Source organism: Pseudomonas sp. HMSC066A08 (assembly GCF_001813025.1).
Lineage (GTDB): Bacteria > Pseudomonadota > Gammaproteobacteria > Pseudomonadales > Pseudomonadaceae > Pseudomonas > Pseudomonas aeruginosa.
Window position 1 is genome coordinate 18,385 of the sequence record NZ_KV811377.1, and the last position, 15,481, is coordinate 33,865.

A 15,481-nucleotide genomic window follows, 5' to 3' on the forward strand; every position below is an offset into this window, starting at 1 on the left:
GTCCGCCTGCCTTCAATGCTCGGGATGCACCGGTGCATCCACCGGCCGCCAGCCGTGGCGCCGCCATAGACGACCATAGCCGGACAGGTGGAAATCGCCACTGCGTCGCCGGTAGGCACGGCGGCTTGCGCTATACACGCGCGGCAGCAGGTACCAGGGCAGGCCCGGCAGATCGTGGTGGACCAGATGCAGGTTGTTGTTGAGGAACAGCAGCCGCCACGGCCACCCCGCCTCGACCAGCACGCTGCGCTGCGCCGGCTCGCGGGCCGGACGGTGCTCGTAGAAAGAGCGCAGCATGCTCAGGCCGAGGGCCGGATAGGCCACCGCCGGCAGGTACAGCCAGGGCGGGATGCCCGCCCAGCACCAAAGCCCGGCCAGCAACCCGCCCAGCAGCACGGCATGCAAGCCCCACAGGCGCCGGGCGGCGCCCTCTCCCCGGCGCAACCGCGCCCCCTCCAGGCGCGCCATCGCCGCCAGGGCGAACAGCGGGCCGAGGGTAGTACGGCCGAGCAGGGTCTTGTCCAGGCAGAGCCAGCGCCGCCGCCAGGAACCCAGGTGCGGCCAATCGGACAGACTGACGTAGCGACTCTCGGGGTCCAGCCCCGGGTAGGTCAGTTGCTCGTCGAGGTGGTGCCGCAAGTGGCTGTCACGGTACAGCGGATAGGGATACCAGACGGCCAGCGGCAGGTAGCCGAGCATGGCGTTGAACCTCGGCCAGCGGGTCGGGTGGCCATGGATCAGCTCATGCTGCAACGACATGTAGAGGGAGGCGAACGGCACCAGTCCCGCCAGCACCGGCCAGCCCCAGCGCCGATACTGGCTGGCGAGCAGTGCCCAACCACCGTACAGGCAGGCGACCAGCAGCCAGGTCGGCCATTCGCTGCGCGCCTGGAAGGTATCCTGGAGCCGCCGCACCAGGGTGCGCTGACGCCCGCTCAGGTAATGCGCCATGAAGGCTGGCGAGGCTTACTTCAGGGAGGTATCGAGGCGCGCGGCGACTTCGGCCGGCACCCAGTGGCTCCAGATTTCGCGATGCTGGCGAAGAAACTGCGCACGCACCTCGCCGACCTCGCGATGATTCTGCGCCATGTCGGCGAGCAGCTCGTTGAACAGCGGCAAGGGGATCTCGACCTTGCGGAACAGCTCGACCAGCGCCGGCGCCTTGTCGTGGAAATCGCGGGAGACGCCAATGGTGATCTTCGCCGGCAACGAGCGGGAACCGATGGGGTCGGGGTTCTTCGGATCGGACAAGGTAGCCCAGGCCTTCTCGCTGAACGGCGGCTCTTCCAGTTGCACCAGCTTGAAACGGCCCATCAACGGAGTCGGCGACCAATAGTAGAAGAGCACCGGCTCGCCGCGCCGGAAGGCCGCGCTGATCGCCGCATCCAGCGCCGGGCCGGTGCCGGTGCGGAAGTTCGTATAGCTGTCCTGCAACCTGTAGGCCTTGAGCTTCTGGCTGTTGACGATCTCGCAGGTCCAGCCGGTCGGGCAGTTGTAGAAACGCCCCTTGGCGGGCTCCTCGGGATCGCGGAACAGCGCCTTGTAGCGCGGCAGGTCGGCGACCGACCTCAACTCCGGCGCCTTCGCCTCGATGCCTCGTTGCGGGTCGCCCTTGACCAGGTACTCCGGCACCCACCAGCCCTCGGTGGCGCCCTTCACCGTCTCGCCGACGGAGAACACCTCGCCCGCCTCCTCCGCCGCGCGCCACACCGGGCTACGCCCGGCCCATTGCTCCCCGGTGACCTGGATGTCGTTCTGGCGCAGGGCGTTTTCCATGGTCACGGTATTGCCCGGCAGCGCGTCGGTCTCGCAGCCGTAGCCTTTTTCCAGTACGTAGCGCAGCAGGTCGGTGGTGAACATGCCGCTTTCCCAGTTCAGCCCGGCGAACACCACTTTGCCTGGGTACGGGCATTCCGCCGCGACGGCGGTCTGGCTGGCGAGGCTGGCGCCCAGGGCGAGGACGGCGAGGATCTGGCGAAGCGGGGGCATGCGGGTCTCCCGGTTGGAGTCGGACTGCATGCGGAACTATATAGGCATTAAAAATATTGAATTAATAACGTTTGATTCTTTGGATAGACAAAAGCGCCTACCCTTTCGGTGTAGACGCTTTTTCCTGGCGGCGCCGGCGAATCACAGCGAATCGAGTTCCACCGCACAGACCCACGCCGGCTCGTGCGCCGTCAGGCGCCAATGCTGCAGGCCCTGCAGCCCCTCGGCGCGCAGGCAGTCGTGGGCAGCCAGTTGCCCGCAAGGCTGCCCTTGCAAGGAAATCGCTACCCCGCCCTGCTGGGCGAACAGCAGCAGCGTGCTCGCCGTGCCGTGCCAGTCCAGCTCGCTCTCGACCCGCAGCCATTGCAGGCGCGCGCGATGGCGCCGGGGCGCATAGATCAGGTTGAAGTCGCGGATAGCGCCATCGAGCAGGGTACAGTGCACCTCGCTGTCGCCGGAAAAGGCGAAGGCTTGCCGCGCGCGTAGCGGCGCGGATTCCGCGCCATCCACCCGCAGGCGCATGCCGCCGCCCTCCAGCACGCTGATGATCCGCTGGTAACCGGCGAAGCGGGAGAAGCCGCCGGAGTCGCCGACATCGGCGATCGACAGGCGCCAGCCGAAGCCGTCCAGGCCGTCGCCGCCGTCGCGGGCGATCTCCTCGGTGGAGCCGGCGCCGTTCTTCCACGGCATTCTCGGGTAGTCGACGGCGCGCAGGATGCGGAATTCGCTCATGAGCTGAAACGTCCTTCCAGACGGTGGCGGGAACCCGGGTGCAGCAACCGCGCGGCGGTCACCGCGACACGCCCGGACCAGGTGCGGCGGCGGATCAGCAGGCACGGCTCGCCGCGTTCGATCTGCAACAGCTTGCACTCGGCCGGCTCGGCGAGAATCGCCTCGACCACATGCTCGCCCTCGGTGAGCGGGGCCACCTGGGTCAGGTAGGCATAGGGCGTTTGCCGGGTGAAATCCTGCTTGAGGTAGTCCGGCGCCACCGCGGCGTTCACGTAGCGGTCCTCGATCTGCACCGGGATATCGTTCTCGTAATGCACGATCAGCGAGTGGAACACCCGCTGGCCTTCGCGCACGTCCAGCGCCAGGGCGCGCTCGGGGCCGGCGACCTCCTCGCCGAGGGTGATCACCTGGCAACGATGGCGATGCCCGCGGGCCGCGATCTCGTCGGCGATGTTGTGCACCTCGAACAGTGCCGACTGGCCCTTGGGCTCGGCGACGAAGGTACCGACCCCCTGCATGCGCACCAGCAGGCCGTCGCTGGTCAGTTCGCGCAGGGCGCGATTGATGGTCATGCGACTGAAGCCGAGCTGGCTGACCAGTTCGCTCTCGGACGGTACCCGGTGGTGCGGCGGCCAGGCGCCCGACTGGATCTGGCTGACGATCATCTGCTTGACCCGCGCGTAAAGCGGCGCCGGTACCTCGCCGAGTTGCGAGGCCAGCGGGGAACGATCGGAAGAAGAGGACGTCACGGAGAGACTCCTTGTCGAGGCGTCGATGAAGTGAGTTTACGCACCGTTTAATCGTCTGTATATGTATATACAAATAAAACAGACTGCGTGTGAGCTGATTATGTCCGCAATTTTCGCTGAACGTGCGTTGCTGCCGGAAGGCTGGGCGCGAAATGTCCGTTTCGAGATTTCCGCGGACGGAGTCCTCGCCGAGATTCGTCCCGACGCCAACGCCGACGGCGCCGAACGCCTCGGCGGCGCCGTGCTGCCGGGGATGCCCAACCTCCATTCGCACGCGTTCCAGCGCGCCATGGCCGGGCTCGCCGAAGTCGCCGGCGATCCCAACGACAGTTTCTGGACCTGGCGCGAGCTGATGTACCGGATGGTCGCTCGGCTGTCGCCGGAACAGATCGAGGTCATCGCCCGCCAGCTCTACATCGAGATGCTCAAGGCCGGCTACACCGCGGTGGCGGAATTCCACTACGTCCATCACGACCTCGATGGCCGCTCCTACGCCGACCCCGCCGAACTTTCCCTGCGCATCTCCCGCGCCGCCAGCGCCGCCGGCATCGGCCTGACCCTGCTTCCCGTGCTTTACAGCCACGCAGGCTTCGGCGGCCAGCCGGCCAGCGAGGGCCAGCGGCGCTTCATCAATGGCAGCGAGGCCTACCTGGAACTGCTCCAGCGCCTGCGCGCGCCGCTGGAGGCGGCAGGCCACTCCCTGGGCCTGTGCTTCCACTCCCTGCGCGCGGTGACTCCGAAGCAGATCGCCACGGTCCTCGACGCCGGCCACGACGACCTGCCGGTCCACATCCATATCGCCGAACAGCAGAAGGAAGTCGACGACTGCCTGGCCTGGAGCGGACGCCGGCCATTGCAATGGCTGTACGAGAACGTCGCGGTCGACCAGCGCTGGTGCCTGGTCCATGCGACCCACGCCGACCCCGGCGAGGTGGCGGCGATGGCACGTAGCGGCGCGGTGGCCGGCCTGTGCCTGAGCACCGAGGCCAACCTCGGCGACGGCATCTTCCCGGCGACGGACTTCCTCGCCCAGGGCGGGCGCCTGGGCATCGGCTCGGACAGCCACGTCTCGCTCAGCGTGGTCGAGGAACTCCGCTGGCTGGAATACGGCCAGCGCCTGCGCGACCGCAAACGCAACCGGCTGTACCGCGACGACCAGCCGATGATCGGCCGCACACTCTACGACGCTGCGCTGGCTGGCGGCGCCCAGGCCCTTGGGCAGCCGATCGGCAGCCTCGCCGTGGGCCGCCGCGCCGACCTGCTGGTGCTCGACGGCAACGATCCCTACCTGGCCAGCGCCGAGGGCGACGCCCTGCTCAACCGCTGGCTGTTCGCCGGCGGCGACCGCCAGGTGCGCGACGTGATGGTGGCCGGCAGATGGGTGGTGCGCGACGGCCGGCATGCCGGGGAAGAACGCAGCGCACGGGCATTCGTCCAGGTGCTGGGGGAACTGCTCGACTGACCCTGCGCAGCGGCGGACAACTGCGTTGCGGTTATCCGCCCCGATCGTTCAAGCCGTCGGCTGCTAAACGCCGATGCTTCCCAAGCCATCCGCCAGTCGCGGACCGCGCTGGAAAGAAAAAACGCCCCGGCGGGGCGTTCCTTCATTGGCTCCGCTTCAACTGGTCGTCGGGTACCCGCCAGATCAGCTCGTCCACCGCGTAACCGCGGCTGCGCGCCTCTTCCAGCAGACGCTCGCGGGTCTGCTGCGAAACCCGCGGGGTACGCGACAGCAGCCACAGGTATTCACGGTTCGGATTGCCCACCAGCGCGGTGCGGTAGTCGTCGTCCACCGCCAGCACCCAATAGTCGCCGCGCGCCACGTTGGGGAAGAGATTGGCGAACCAGTTGTCGAAGCGCACCCACAACTTGTCGGTGCGGCCCGGCTGCTGGGCGACCGCCCGACCCTCCACCTGCTCCCACTCGCCATCCAGGGTCAGGCAGCGATTGATCACCTGGATGCTCTGGTCTTCCTGCAAGCGGTAATGCGCTTCCGATTGCGCGCAGTTGCGCTGGAAGAACATCGGCAAGCGCGCCAGTTCGTACCAGGTGCCCTGGTAGCGCTGGAGGTCGACCTGCTCGGTGGCCGGCGGACTCTTCGGCGAGCCCGCGCAACCGACCAGCAGCAAGCCCAGCCACAGGGTGCAGAGCACCCGGATCGGCAGACCGATCACTTGAGCCCCTGGCCGGAGAAGAGCAGCGCCTTGTCGGCCGCGTACTGCACGCTGATGAAAGCCTTCTCGTCGCCCCAGGTGCAACTGGACATGCCCAGCGCGCCAGAGCACTCGGTGGGCTTGCCGAGGATCGCCTCGACCTCGGCCTTGCTCATGCCGGCCTTGAGCTTGGAATAGTTTTCCTGGTTGATCTTGCTGCAGGCGGCCAGGACGACGCAGAAAGCGACCACGGCCAGGGTACGGAACGACGCCATGAGGAACTCCTTGTTCGGGGGAAGCGCTGCCCTACAGCTTGGCACACGCGGGGGAAATCCGGAGCCTTGGAGTCAGAAACGCGAACCGGGTTCCCTGAGGAACGCCGTCTCCTCCTCGCTGGAGGGGCGGCCGAGAATGGCGTTGCGATGGGGAAAGCGACCGAAGCGGGCGACTACCGCATGATGCCGCTCGGCATAGTCGTAGAAATCGTCGAAGGGCTTGCGCGCGCTGCCGCCGACCTGATCGCGCAGGTCGCGGAAGCAGGCTACCGACCGCTCCTGGCTGGGCAGGTCCTCGGCGTGCTCCAGGACCAGGTAGGCGAACACCCGGCGCACCGGCGGCAACCGGCGGTCGAAGCCTTGTTCCAGGCCCTCGCGCACCACCCGTTGCGCCCGGGCGTCGCCGGCGTAGGCGCGCGGCGTGTCGCGGTAGATCATCCGCGGCAACTGGTCGAGCAACAGGATCAGCGCCAGCCAGCCATCGGCCTCGTCCATCCACTCCTGCAAGCCGCCGTCCAGCGCCCGGTTCACCAGGTCGCCGAAACGGCCGCCGGCATCGGCGTCCTGGCAGACGTTCTTGCCGAACCACAGGCCATTGCGCTGGGCAACCACCTCGGCGGCATCGCTGGAGGTGCCGAACCACCAGTCGAGCAAGGTCTCCCAGGGCGCGCTCATCGGCCTACTCCGCGTGGTAGCCGGTGATGCGCTCGACTTCCTGCTTCGAGCCGAGGAACACCGCGACACGCTGGTGCAGGTTCTCCGGCTTGATGTCGAGGATGCGCTGGGTGCCGTTGGTGGCGGCGCCGCCGGCCTGCTCGATGATGAACGACATCGGGTTGGCTTCGTACATCAGGCGCAGCTTGCCGGGCTTCTCCGGCTCGCGGGCGTCGCGCGGGTACATGAAGACACCGCCGCGGGTCAGGATGCGGTGGACGTCGGCGACCATCGAGGCGATCCAGCGCATGTTGTAGTTCTTGCCCAGCGGGCCTTCCTTGCCGGCCAGCAGTTCTTCCACGTAGCGTTTCACCGGCGCTTCCCAGTGGCGCTGGTTGGACATGTTGATGGCGAACTCGGCGGTGCTTTCCGGCACGCTGATGTTGTCGTGGGTGAGGACGAAGCTGCCCAGCTCGCGGTCCAGGGTGAAGCCCTTGACGCCGTTGCCGAGGGTCAGCATCAGCATGGTCTGCGGGCCGTAGATGGCGTAGCCGGCGGCGACCTGGGTCGTGCCCGGCTGGAGGAAGGCTTCCTCGCGCAGGGTATCGTTCTGGTTCAGGTACTCGCTGGGGCAGCGCAGCACCGAGAAGATGGTGCCGACCGAGACGTTGACGTCGATGTTGCTGGAGCCATCCAGCGGATCGAAGACCAGCAGGTAGGCGCCTTTCGGGTAGCGCCCCGGAATCTGGTAGGGGTGGTCCATCTCCTCGGAGGCCATGCCGGCCAGGTTTCCGGCCCATTCGTTGGCTTCCAGCAGGATCTCGTTGGACATCACGTCCAGCTTCTTCTGCACCTCGCCCTGCACGTTCTCGGTGCCCATGCTGCCGAGCACGCCGCCCAGCGCGCCCTTGGACACCGCATGGCTGATTTCCTTGCAGGCACGCGCCACGACCTCGATGAGGAAGCGCAGGTCGGCCGGGGTGTTGTGGCTGCGGGTCTGCTCGATCAGATAGCGGCTCAGGGTAACGCGGGACATGGATGGCTCCGGGGAGAGGAAAAAACCCGCGCAGTTTAACGCGGAATTGGCGGTCACGCTTGACTCCGCGCAACCGCCGGTTGGAGATCGGCGGCGGCGGGACGGTTCATTTCCGCGGCGCGCAACCGATCGACGGTCGTCAGCCGCGCCCCATCTCGCCGTTCAGGCTGGCCTGGACGATTTCCACCCAGTAGCCGTCGGGATCGCTGATGAAGGCGACGTTCTTCATGCCTCGGTCCAGCGGCTTGACGAAGTTCACCCCGAGCGTTTCGAAACGCTCGCAGGCCGCCACCAAGTCGGGCACCGAGAAGCAGATATGGCCGAACCCGCGCGGGTCCTGGTTGCCGTTGTGGTACTGGCTGTCGTCGCTCTCGCTGCCCCAGTTGTGGGTCAGCTCGAGGACCGACTGGCGCCCGAAGGTATATCGCTGGCGCTCGTCGACCGCATCAGGCACTTCTTCGCCACGGGTCATGGCGAGGAAATACAGGGAGAAGCGGCCTTCCTCGAAATCCAGGCGACGCAGCAGGCGCATGCCGAGCACCCGCGAGTAGAAGTCGAGCGAGCGCTTCGGATCCTTGACCCGCAGCATGGTGTGGTTGAACACGTATTCCTGGGTGATGGCGTCCGGCTCCACGCAGATGCCGGGCTGTACTTCGGTGTTGAAACTCATCGGGCGATTCCCTCGAACGAAACGGATCGGCAGTGTATGGCGGTCGACCGGGCAACGAGTAACAGCGGGGTACTACTCTCTTGATGCCGGCGCGCGCCGTTCGTTCCGTCGGCGAGAAACGCGACCGGCGCCGCCCGGGCGCCGGTCGCCGCTACCTCAGAAGTCCAGGCTCAGCGCCAGGCTGACGCTCTGCTGGGTATCGTCCTCGCCCTTGCGCCAGTTGTAGCCGCCGCGCAGCGACAGCTCCGGTGCCAGCTTCTGGCTGAAGCCGAGGGAGACGCGGTTGAGGTGGTCCTGCGGGGTGTAGCCTTCGAGGGTGAAGCGATTGCCCGGCAGGCTGTTGAGGGACATGGTCAGGTCCTGGGTGTCGTCCTCGTACTCGCGCTCGTGGGCGTACTCGGCGAACAGCTGGGTATCGCTGCCGAACGCGTACTTGCCTTGCAGGCCGGCGCCCAGGCGCTTCGAGCTGCGCTTCTGGTCGTCGTAGTCGAGCGCGGTGGCGCTGGCGCCCTTCTCGGAATAGCCGTCGACCTCGACCCGTGCATAGTCGGCGCTGACGAACGGCGACAGGTGCCAGGGACTGTCGGCCTGCTGGGCGATGTCGTAGCCCAGGCGCGCGCTGAACGCCCACAGGTGGCCGTTGGTGTCGCCTTTCTCGCTGCGCTCGCCGCCGCCCAGGGCGAACTTGCGCTTCAGGTCGTCGTAGTCGAGGTAGCCGCCGGTCAGCGCCGCGTCAGCCCACCAGCGGTTTTCCTGGTACTGGACGAAGGCGCTGGCCATATAGCTGTTCATCCGGTAGTCGGAATCCTTGGCGCCGGCTTCCAGCTTCTGCCGGTAGAAACCGGCGGCGACCCCGGCGCGCCAGGCCTCGTCGATCCGGTAGCTGCCGCCAAGGGTCAGGTTGTAGCCGTTGCCGTCGCCGCTGGCGGCGCTGTCCTGGGAGTCGAAGTCCAGGCGCTGGCCACCGCCGCCGACGAAGCCGCGCCACTGGCCGACGTTCTGCCAGTTCTCCCAGTCCGCCTGCCACTGGCTGCGCAGTTCGTCCTGGTAGGCACGCAGGGTGCCGTGGGCCATTTCCGGCAGCAGGGTCAGCTCCCAGGGCGCCGATAGCAGCGAATAGGTGTAGTCGGCGATCAGGCGCTGACCGGTGATGGTCGGGTGCACGCTGTCATTGAACAGCAGTTTGCTCGGGTCGGGCGTGCTGCCGTTGATCCCGTAGGTCGGGTTCATGGTGCAGCCGTTGCCGCTGAAACAGGTGCCGATCAGGTTCTGGTCGGCGGCCAGGCCGAAGGAAGCCGGGTTGGCCATGCCTTCCTTGAGCAGCAGCGGGATGTTCAACGGAATGACGTTGGCGCCGGCCTGGCTCAACTGGGCGGTCAGCTCGGCGTTGAACGTGCCGCTGAGTTGGCTGGCGAAAGGCTGCAAGGGACCACCGAAGGTAGCCGGGGTCAGGCCCAGGTCGGGCAACAGCCAGACCACGATGTAGCGCGCGCCGGCCTGCTGCAGGGCCTGCACGCTATCCACCAGGCGACCGGCGGCCTGTTGTGCCTGGACGTCGTTGAGGATGCGCCCCTGGAGGAAGTCGTTGCCGCCGCCGGTGATGTAGTACAACGCGTTCGGATCGGCACCCAGGCCCTGGCGGGCACGGTCCACCAGGTAGCCATCGCGGCTGCGCAGGAGGGTATTGTCGCGCTCGATCAGCGAGCCGTTGGCCGCGGTGATCGAGTCGTAGATCTGGTCGGTCCGGTAGCCGCCCACCGCCCAGTTGTTGCCGTCGGCGATGCCCTGCTGGGCGTTGACCGGCGAGGTCGAGGCAGCCAGGTCGCCCGGGGCGATGCCGAGCTGATTGCCGAGCAGCATGGGCGCGGTCGGTCCGAAGATCTCGCCGCTGCCGTTCTGGTAGGTCGGGCCGACCCGGTTGGTGAAACGCGAGGTGCTTCCGGCGGGGCCGGCAGGATCGGGGAACTGCCCGGCATCGCTGAGGCTGTCGCCAAACACCACCAGCGTCGAATAGGGCGAAGGAGCAGCCTGCGGGGCGGTGGACAACGAAGCCAGCAGGCAGGCCGCTACCAGTGGCTTGAGCGCCATTCTGATCATTCTCTTACTCCGTGATTTGTTTTTATTGTCGGGCCGCCGCGTCGTCGGCATGCGCCCCGGGGCCCGTCGTAAAGCCTCCTCAGCCGAACAGCATAGCGCGGAACCGGCTCATGGCTTGTTCGGCGAGGAACGCAGCAGGCTCATTGCCATTACTACCAGCAGAGCGACCCCCAGCAGAAGTACCGCCCACAGGCCGGTCTTCTTCCAGTCGCTACCCGGTGCCGGCGCCGCGGCCGTCATGGACACCTCCAGCGGTTCACCCAGGGTGGCGCTACCCAGGATGGCGCGCTTGCTCTCGGTATAGCCGGGAATCAGTACGCCGAGCGGCAGTGCCGCCGGCTGCGCGCCTGGCTTGCCGAACGCCAGCCGGTACGGCGGGCTGCCGCGTACCAGGAACACCAGTTCGCTGGCCGGCAGGCCGACGCTCAGGCTCGGCGCCTCGGTACCAAGGCCGGTGCCCCGCTGGTCCACGTTCAGACGCAACTCGCGCACCGGCCATCCCGGCGCTTCCAGTTCGTTCTCCTGCAACGTGCGGCCATCGACCGGCAGGCGATAGAGCACGCCACGCGCCAGGGTGCTCCAGGCCGCGTCGCGGCGTGACGACGTCTTCTCCGGCAGGTCCCGGCCGGACAGTTCCACCGGGACGATGAGGTGGGTCGGCGCCTGCTCCAGCGATACCCGCACCCGCTGCAACGGCAACGCCAGCGGCAACTGCCAGCGGTACTCGCCGTCCGCTGCCTGGCGCCCGGCCAGCGGCTCGGACCAGATCATCGGCGCCGGCTCGGTGCTCCGCGTGCTGCCTTGCAGGCGTGCGCCATGGAGGTCTGCCGCGGTTGCCCCGGCCGGCCAGGCCAGGCGCAGGTAGCGGGCCTGGCGGCCGGGAAGCTTGACCTCGCTGACGTCGATGCGTTCGCCGTTGAAGGTCAAGCGGGCGATCTGTCCGTCACCCCAGGCCTGCCAATGCTCGAGGTCGTCGCTGGCTTCCACGGAGAAGCGCTGGAAGCCCTCCTGCGGGCTGCTCCAGTCCAGCCGCAGGCGCTCCAGGGGAAACGTCACCGCGCTCGCGTCGATCAGCCAGCCGCGCAGGGTCTCGGCAGCCGGCCCGGCGTTGCCCGGCAGCACCTCGACTATGGTGCCGCTGGTGTTGCGCTGCACCCGCAGGTTCGGCTGCGTCGCGTCGGCGGCGGACGTGCCTCGCAACGGGAACAGCCGCACCTCGGCCTCATGCGGCGTACTGGCCTGGCGCTCGCTGCCGGCCACCAGGGCGTAGGGCAAGGCCTCGCCTTCGGCATCGAAGACCCGCAGGTCGCGCAGGTCGGCATGGGCAGCCGACAACTGCACGCTCATCGGGATGCTCAGGCGATACCAGGGTCCTTCGCCCTGCAGCGACAGCGCCACCTGGCGGCTGAAACCTTCGGCAGACTCCTTCGCCGACAGCGGCAGGGACAGGCAGGCGCCCAGCAGGAGCAGGCCGGCGGTTCTGAACGAAAAGGAGCGCGTCATGGCTGCTCGGTCTCCGATGCGACCTCGGCGCGACGCGGAGGCAAGGGTGAGAAGTAGCCGACGACCAGCAACAGGACGCCGACCCCGATGAAGGAGATGATTCGCTCCAGGCTGCCACTGTTGCCCAGCTCGACGAAGAACAGCTTGACCACCACGACGCCGACCAGCGCCGCGCCGACCATCCACAGGTCGCGCCGGCCGAGACGGGTTCCGGCGATGGTCAGGCCCAGCGCACAGAGCGTCCAGACCAGCGACAGCCCCGCCTGCACCAGCATCGACGCGGTCAGCGCCTCGGCCTGGAACGGTACGCCGGCCAGGTGGTGCGCGGCGCGGCACACCGCCAGGGTCAGCAGGGCGAACAGCGAGGCGCCGGCCAACGCCTGGCGCCCCAGGCGTGCGCTGGCATTGCCGTCGACGAGCGAGGCCAGGCTGGCGTCGCTCCAGCGGTAGAGGGCGAACAGCACGATCAGCAGCCCCAGTTCCAGCGGGTTGGCCAGCGGCAGGTAAGGCAGCGGCTCGGCGGCGCCGTCGCTGAACAGGTTGGCGCTCCAGAACCAGCCGAGCAGCAACAGCGCCACCGGCGCAGCGGCGAGCAACCGATACTCCCGCGGGAAGTCGCGCAGCGGCCAGGGCAGGCTCCGCCCGCCGGCCACCAGCAGCAGGTAGGCGCTCGGTACCAGCGCCCAGCCCAGCCAACGCCAGGCGTTGTACTGTTCGGCGAGCAGGGCGAACAGGTAGCGCAGCTCCAGCGCCAGCACCCCGAGCAACAGCCAGCAACCGAGCACATGGGCAACGCTCAGGACCTTCACCGGCAGCAGCGGGGCAAGGCGTCGCAGCGACAGCAGGTGCGTGGCGAACAGCAGCGGCCAGGCCAGCCAGCCGAATTCGCCGAACGGCTGGTAATCGAAACGCCAGGCACTGGCCAGGGCCAACAGCGCCGCCGGGACCAGCGCCAGGCACAACAGGGCCAGTTCGCGCCAGCGCTCGCGCAGCGCCAGCAGCATCCACGACGCCACTGTCGCCGAGGCCACCAGCAGCAACGCATGCTCGCGCAGGCCATAAGGCACGAAGCGGACGGTTTCGCACAGCGCGGTCAGCGCCCACCAGCCGGCTCCCCAGAGCAGCAGCAAGTGCGACAGCTCGGCCAGGCCGAGGGTACCGATACCCAGCGCCCGCTCGCGCTCGCCGGCGCGGCGCAGCCGCCAGGCGCCGACCAGCGCCGCCAGGGCCAGCACTGCCGGCGTCCAGAACCCGGAATGGGCCAGGGGCCGCAAGCCTTCGCCGCTCAGCGAGCCGAACAGCGACGGCCCGGAGAGGAGGAACGCCAGGCCGCCCAATATCTGCAAGGCGAGGCCGAAGTAGAAGCTCAGGCGCTGGCGCAGCACCAGGCTCAGCCAGATGATCAGCAGCCCGCTACCGGCCCATACCGCGCTGGCGCTGCGCCAAGGCAGGACGAACAGCACTGCCAGGTTGACGAACGCCAGACCGGCCAGCAGCACCAGGCTCAAGCCCATGAGCAGCCGACTGTCGTCCTTCACCAGCGGGTCGCGCGCGGCCAGCAGCATGCCGCCGATCAGCGCCAGGCCGATCAGCGAGGCGGTCATCAAGCCACGCCAGCCCGAGTCGAATACCCCACCCTGGCCATCGCCGCCCTGCAAATGCAGGAGGAACAGCGCACCGCCCAGCAGTTGCACGGCGAAGGCGCAGAACAGGAAGGTACGCGAGCCCAGGCGCAAGCCGGCGAACAAGCTCGCCAGGCCGGCCACGGCCCAGGCGATGGCGGTGCCGTCGACGGCCAGGCAGAGCGGTGCGACCAGGTAGAGGAAGGCCAGGCCGGCGGCCGCCAGCAACGGCCGGCAGGCCGGCTCCCAGTCGGCCAGCGCTTTCGCCGGCGCGCGACGCAGCTGCCAGAAGCTGAACAGCGCCGCCGCACCGAGCATCAGCGCGCCCAGCGGCGAACCCTCCAGCAACGTCGTCTCACCCGGCCGCAAGCCATTCAGATAGGCCAACGCCGCACCGCCCTGCAGCAGCAGAGCGAAGATCCGCGCCAGGCGGCGTTGCTGGTGCAGGCCGAGCCAGTAGATGCCGGCGCCCTCGACGGCCCAGGCGGCCGAGGTCCAGCGCGCGTCCAGGCCGAGCGGAATGGCCAGGGTGCCGAAGACCACCCCCAGCGCCAGGCAGATTTCCACCAGCAGGCTGGTGCGTCCGGCCGAAGCATGGCCGCGCAGCACCCGCGCCAGGACCATGTAGAAGAGCCCCAGGGCCAGGGCGCTGAAGGCCATGCCGAAGTCGATGTGGCCGATCACCGCGCATTGCAGGCCGAACCCCACCAGTGGCGGGCCGAACAGCACGGTGGCGTCGATGTAGTCGGCCTGTCGCGCCGACCAGCGCAGCAGTTCACCGCGCTCGACAGGCGCCTGCGCGGCCTCCAGCAGCTTGCGGCGGGCGAAGAGCAGGCCGATCCCGACGTACATCAGGAAGAACAGGGCCAGGAACGGCTCGGTGCTGGCGAACAGCTCCGGTGTATAGGAGCGCAGTCCCCAGGCGAAGCCGATGCCGAAGGTGCCGACGAAGCCGACCAAGTTGAGCGGCCGCCAGGCGCGGAACCAGGCGATGGCGAAGATGCCGGCGTTGAGCAGGGCGAAGTAGCTGAACAGCGCTACATGGTTGCCGCTGCCGGTGGAGGTCAGGATCGGCGCGGCGAAGCCGCCGAGCGCCGCCACCACCGCCAGGCCCATGGCGTTCTGCAGCACGGCGAGGACCGCCGAGCAGATCGTCACCACCACCAGCAGGGCCAGCGCCGCGCCGGGAGAGATCAGCGGATGCAGGCGCATGGCGGCGAAGATGGTCAGGTACAGCACCGCGATACCGGTGCCTTGCAGGATCAGGCCGTAGGCGGCGCGCCGCTCGCGCAGCCACCAGCCGACGCCGAGCAGCGCCAGCGCTGCCAGCGCCACCCCGGCGTAGCGGTACTCCACCGGCACCGCCACCCGTTCCGAGGCATAGCGCAGGAGGAAGGCCAGGCCGATGAACAGCAGCACCACGCCGATGCGCAATACCGTGTTGCCGCCGAACAGCCAGCCCTTGGCCGCGGCGAAACCACGCTCGACCAGCGAGGGTTCGCGTGGAGGCGCTGCAGGGGCGGCACGGCGCGGCGCTGGCTGGACGTCGGGCTGGAGCGCCGGCTGACGCTCGATGGGCTGGACGGGCTCCGGGGGGCGAGGCGGAGGCGGCGCAGCCTCGACGGCCGGCAGTTCGATGCTCCAGTCCAGCGGCGGGGCAACCTCGGCGGGAGGAGCGGGAGGCGTGTCTGCGAGCGGCTGGTCGATGCCGGCGGCCGGCTCGGGAGCGCTTTCGGGAACATCCTGCGCCTGGCGCTCCACGCGCAGCAGGCGCTCGTGGATGACCTCGGTGCCGCGCTCGAAGCGTTCGGCGAATTCGCTCATCTGCTTGCGCAGGCGCTCGTTCTGTTGCGCCAGGTTCTGCAGCGAGACGGCCTGTCCCAGGGCCAGGCCGGAAAGGCCGCCGAGGAGGGCGCCGACCAGCGATTCCCCGGCGAAGCCGCCGAGGATCAGGCCCACCAGCATGAAAATCCATTGCATGCGTCGAATCCTTGATCAAGA

The 15,481-nt window shown here is 68.2% G+C and carries 13 protein-coding genes; 1 reads left to right on the forward strand and 12 read right to left on the reverse strand.

What is annotated here, in order from left to right:
* Positions 1–12: 12 nt before the first annotated feature.
* The 4 genes from HMPREF2886_RS31175 to hutC all read right to left on the reverse strand — a co-directional run bounded on the left by HMPREF2886_RS31175 (position 13) and on the right by hutC (position 3,470).
* A complete protein-coding gene (locus HMPREF2886_RS31175; protein ID WP_033977066.1) occupies positions 13–951 on the reverse strand; it encodes a fatty acid desaturase in 939 nt (312 codons plus the stop codon).
* Between the two features lie 15 nt (positions 952–966).
* Positions 967–1,989, reverse strand: coding sequence for an ABC transporter substrate-binding protein (locus HMPREF2886_RS31180; RefSeq protein WP_003101766.1), 1,023 nt, complete (start codon positions 1,987–1,989; stop codon positions 967–969).
* A 141-nt stretch (positions 1,990–2,130) separates the two neighbouring features.
* The gene (locus HMPREF2886_RS31185) at positions 2,131–2,721 is read right to left on the reverse strand and encodes a HutD/Ves family protein (RefSeq protein ID WP_033977067.1); all 591 of its coding nucleotides are present in this window, start codon (positions 2,719–2,721) and stop codon (positions 2,131–2,133) included.
* Positions 2,718–3,470, reverse strand: a complete 753-nt coding sequence (gene hutC / locus HMPREF2886_RS31190; RefSeq protein WP_003095970.1) for a histidine utilization repressor — start codon at positions 3,468–3,470, stop codon at positions 2,718–2,720. Before hutC ends, HMPREF2886_RS31185 begins: the two co-directional genes overlap by 4 nt.
* Positions 3,471–3,570: 100 nt before the next feature.
* On the opposite strand from hutC, the gene HMPREF2886_RS31195 reads away from it, so the two are divergent.
* Positions 3,571–4,932, forward strand: a complete 1,362-nt coding sequence (locus HMPREF2886_RS31195; RefSeq protein WP_033967710.1) for a formimidoylglutamate deiminase — start codon at positions 3,571–3,573, stop codon at positions 4,930–4,932.
* A gap of 142 nt (positions 4,933–5,074) precedes the next feature.
* Here the strand turns inward: HMPREF2886_RS31195 and HMPREF2886_RS31200 are convergent, their stop codons facing one another.
* The 8 genes from HMPREF2886_RS31200 to HMPREF2886_RS31235 all read right to left on the reverse strand — a co-directional run bounded on the left by HMPREF2886_RS31200 (position 5,075) and on the right by HMPREF2886_RS31235 (position 15,460).
* Positions 5,075–5,644 (reverse strand): lipocalin family protein, encoded by a 570-nt coding sequence (locus HMPREF2886_RS31200; protein WP_070749081.1) that lies wholly within the window; start codon positions 5,642–5,644, stop codon positions 5,075–5,077.
* Positions 5,641–5,898: an outer membrane protein assembly factor BamE domain-containing protein gene (bamE, locus tag HMPREF2886_RS31205; protein WP_003095983.1), complete on the reverse strand. Its 258-nt coding sequence runs from the start codon at positions 5,896–5,898 to the stop codon at positions 5,641–5,643. Before bamE ends, HMPREF2886_RS31200 begins: the two co-directional genes overlap by 4 nt.
* A gap of 72 nt (positions 5,899–5,970) precedes the next feature.
* Positions 5,971–6,573, reverse strand: coding sequence for a DUF924 family protein (locus HMPREF2886_RS31210; RefSeq protein WP_070749083.1), 603 nt, complete (start codon positions 6,571–6,573; stop codon positions 5,971–5,973).
* 4 nt (positions 6,574–6,577) lie between these two features.
* Entirely contained in the window at positions 6,578–7,588 is a 1,011-nt protein-coding gene (locus HMPREF2886_RS31215; RefSeq protein ID WP_003110175.1) for a class 1 fructose-bisphosphatase, read from the reverse strand.
* A 139-nt stretch (positions 7,589–7,727) separates the two neighbouring features.
* Complete coding sequence (gene gloA, locus HMPREF2886_RS31220) at positions 7,728–8,258, reverse strand: lactoylglutathione lyase (RefSeq protein ID WP_033967704.1); 531 nt, start codon at positions 8,256–8,258, stop codon at positions 7,728–7,730.
* 156 nt (positions 8,259–8,414) lie between these two features.
* On the reverse strand, positions 8,415–10,355 hold the full coding sequence (estA, locus tag HMPREF2886_RS31225; protein ID WP_003115524.1) for an esterase EstA: 1,941 nt from the start codon (positions 10,353–10,355) through the stop codon (positions 8,415–8,417).
* Between the two features lie 108 nt (positions 10,356–10,463).
* The gene (locus HMPREF2886_RS31230; protein WP_070749085.1) at positions 10,464–11,858 is read right to left on the reverse strand and encodes a DUF3999 domain-containing protein; all 1,395 of its coding nucleotides are present in this window, start codon (positions 11,856–11,858) and stop codon (positions 10,464–10,466) included.
* Complete coding sequence (locus HMPREF2886_RS31235) at positions 11,855–15,460, reverse strand: DUF2339 domain-containing protein (protein WP_070749087.1); 3,606 nt, start codon at positions 15,458–15,460, stop codon at positions 11,855–11,857. The genes HMPREF2886_RS31230 and HMPREF2886_RS31235 overlap by 4 nt, the downstream gene beginning before the upstream one ends.
* Positions 15,461–15,481 lie beyond the last annotated feature (21 nt).

Excerpts from the sequence above, each read along its gene's own strand:
- bamE (WP_003095983.1), bottom strand. The coding sequence starts at position 5,898 with ATGGCGTCGTTCCGTACCCTGGCCGTGGTCGCTTTCTGCGTCGTCCTG.
- HMPREF2886_RS31235 (WP_070749087.1), bottom strand. The coding sequence starts at position 15,460 with ATGCAATGGATTTTCATGCTGGTGGGCCTGATCCTCGGCGGCTTCGCC.
- HMPREF2886_RS31180 (WP_003101766.1), bottom strand. The coding sequence starts at position 1,989 with ATGCCCCCGCTTCGCCAGATCCTCGCCGTCCTCGCCCTGGGCGCCAGC.
- HMPREF2886_RS31195 (WP_033967710.1), top strand. The coding sequence starts at position 3,571 with ATGTCCGCAATTTTCGCTGAACGTGCGTTGCTGCCGGAAGGCTGGGCG.
- HMPREF2886_RS31215 (WP_003110175.1), bottom strand. The coding sequence starts at position 7,588 with ATGTCCCGCGTTACCCTGAGCCGCTATCTGATCGAGCAGACCCGCAGC.
- estA (WP_003115524.1), bottom strand. The coding sequence starts at position 10,355 with ATGATCAGAATGGCGCTCAAGCCACTGGTAGCGGCCTGCCTGCTGGCT.
- HMPREF2886_RS31210 (WP_070749083.1), bottom strand. The coding sequence starts at position 6,573 with ATGAGCGCGCCCTGGGAGACCTTGCTCGACTGGTGGTTCGGCACCTCC.
- gloA (WP_033967704.1), bottom strand. The coding sequence starts at position 8,258 with ATGAGTTTCAACACCGAAGTACAGCCCGGCATCTGCGTGGAGCCGGAC.
- HMPREF2886_RS31185 (WP_033977067.1), bottom strand. The coding sequence starts at position 2,721 with ATGAGCGAATTCCGCATCCTGCGCGCCGTCGACTACCCGAGAATGCCG.
- HMPREF2886_RS31230 (WP_070749085.1), bottom strand. The coding sequence starts at position 11,858 with ATGACGCGCTCCTTTTCGTTCAGAACCGCCGGCCTGCTCCTGCTGGGC.
- HMPREF2886_RS31175 (WP_033977066.1), bottom strand. The coding sequence starts at position 951 with ATGGCGCATTACCTGAGCGGGCGTCAGCGCACCCTGGTGCGGCGGCTC.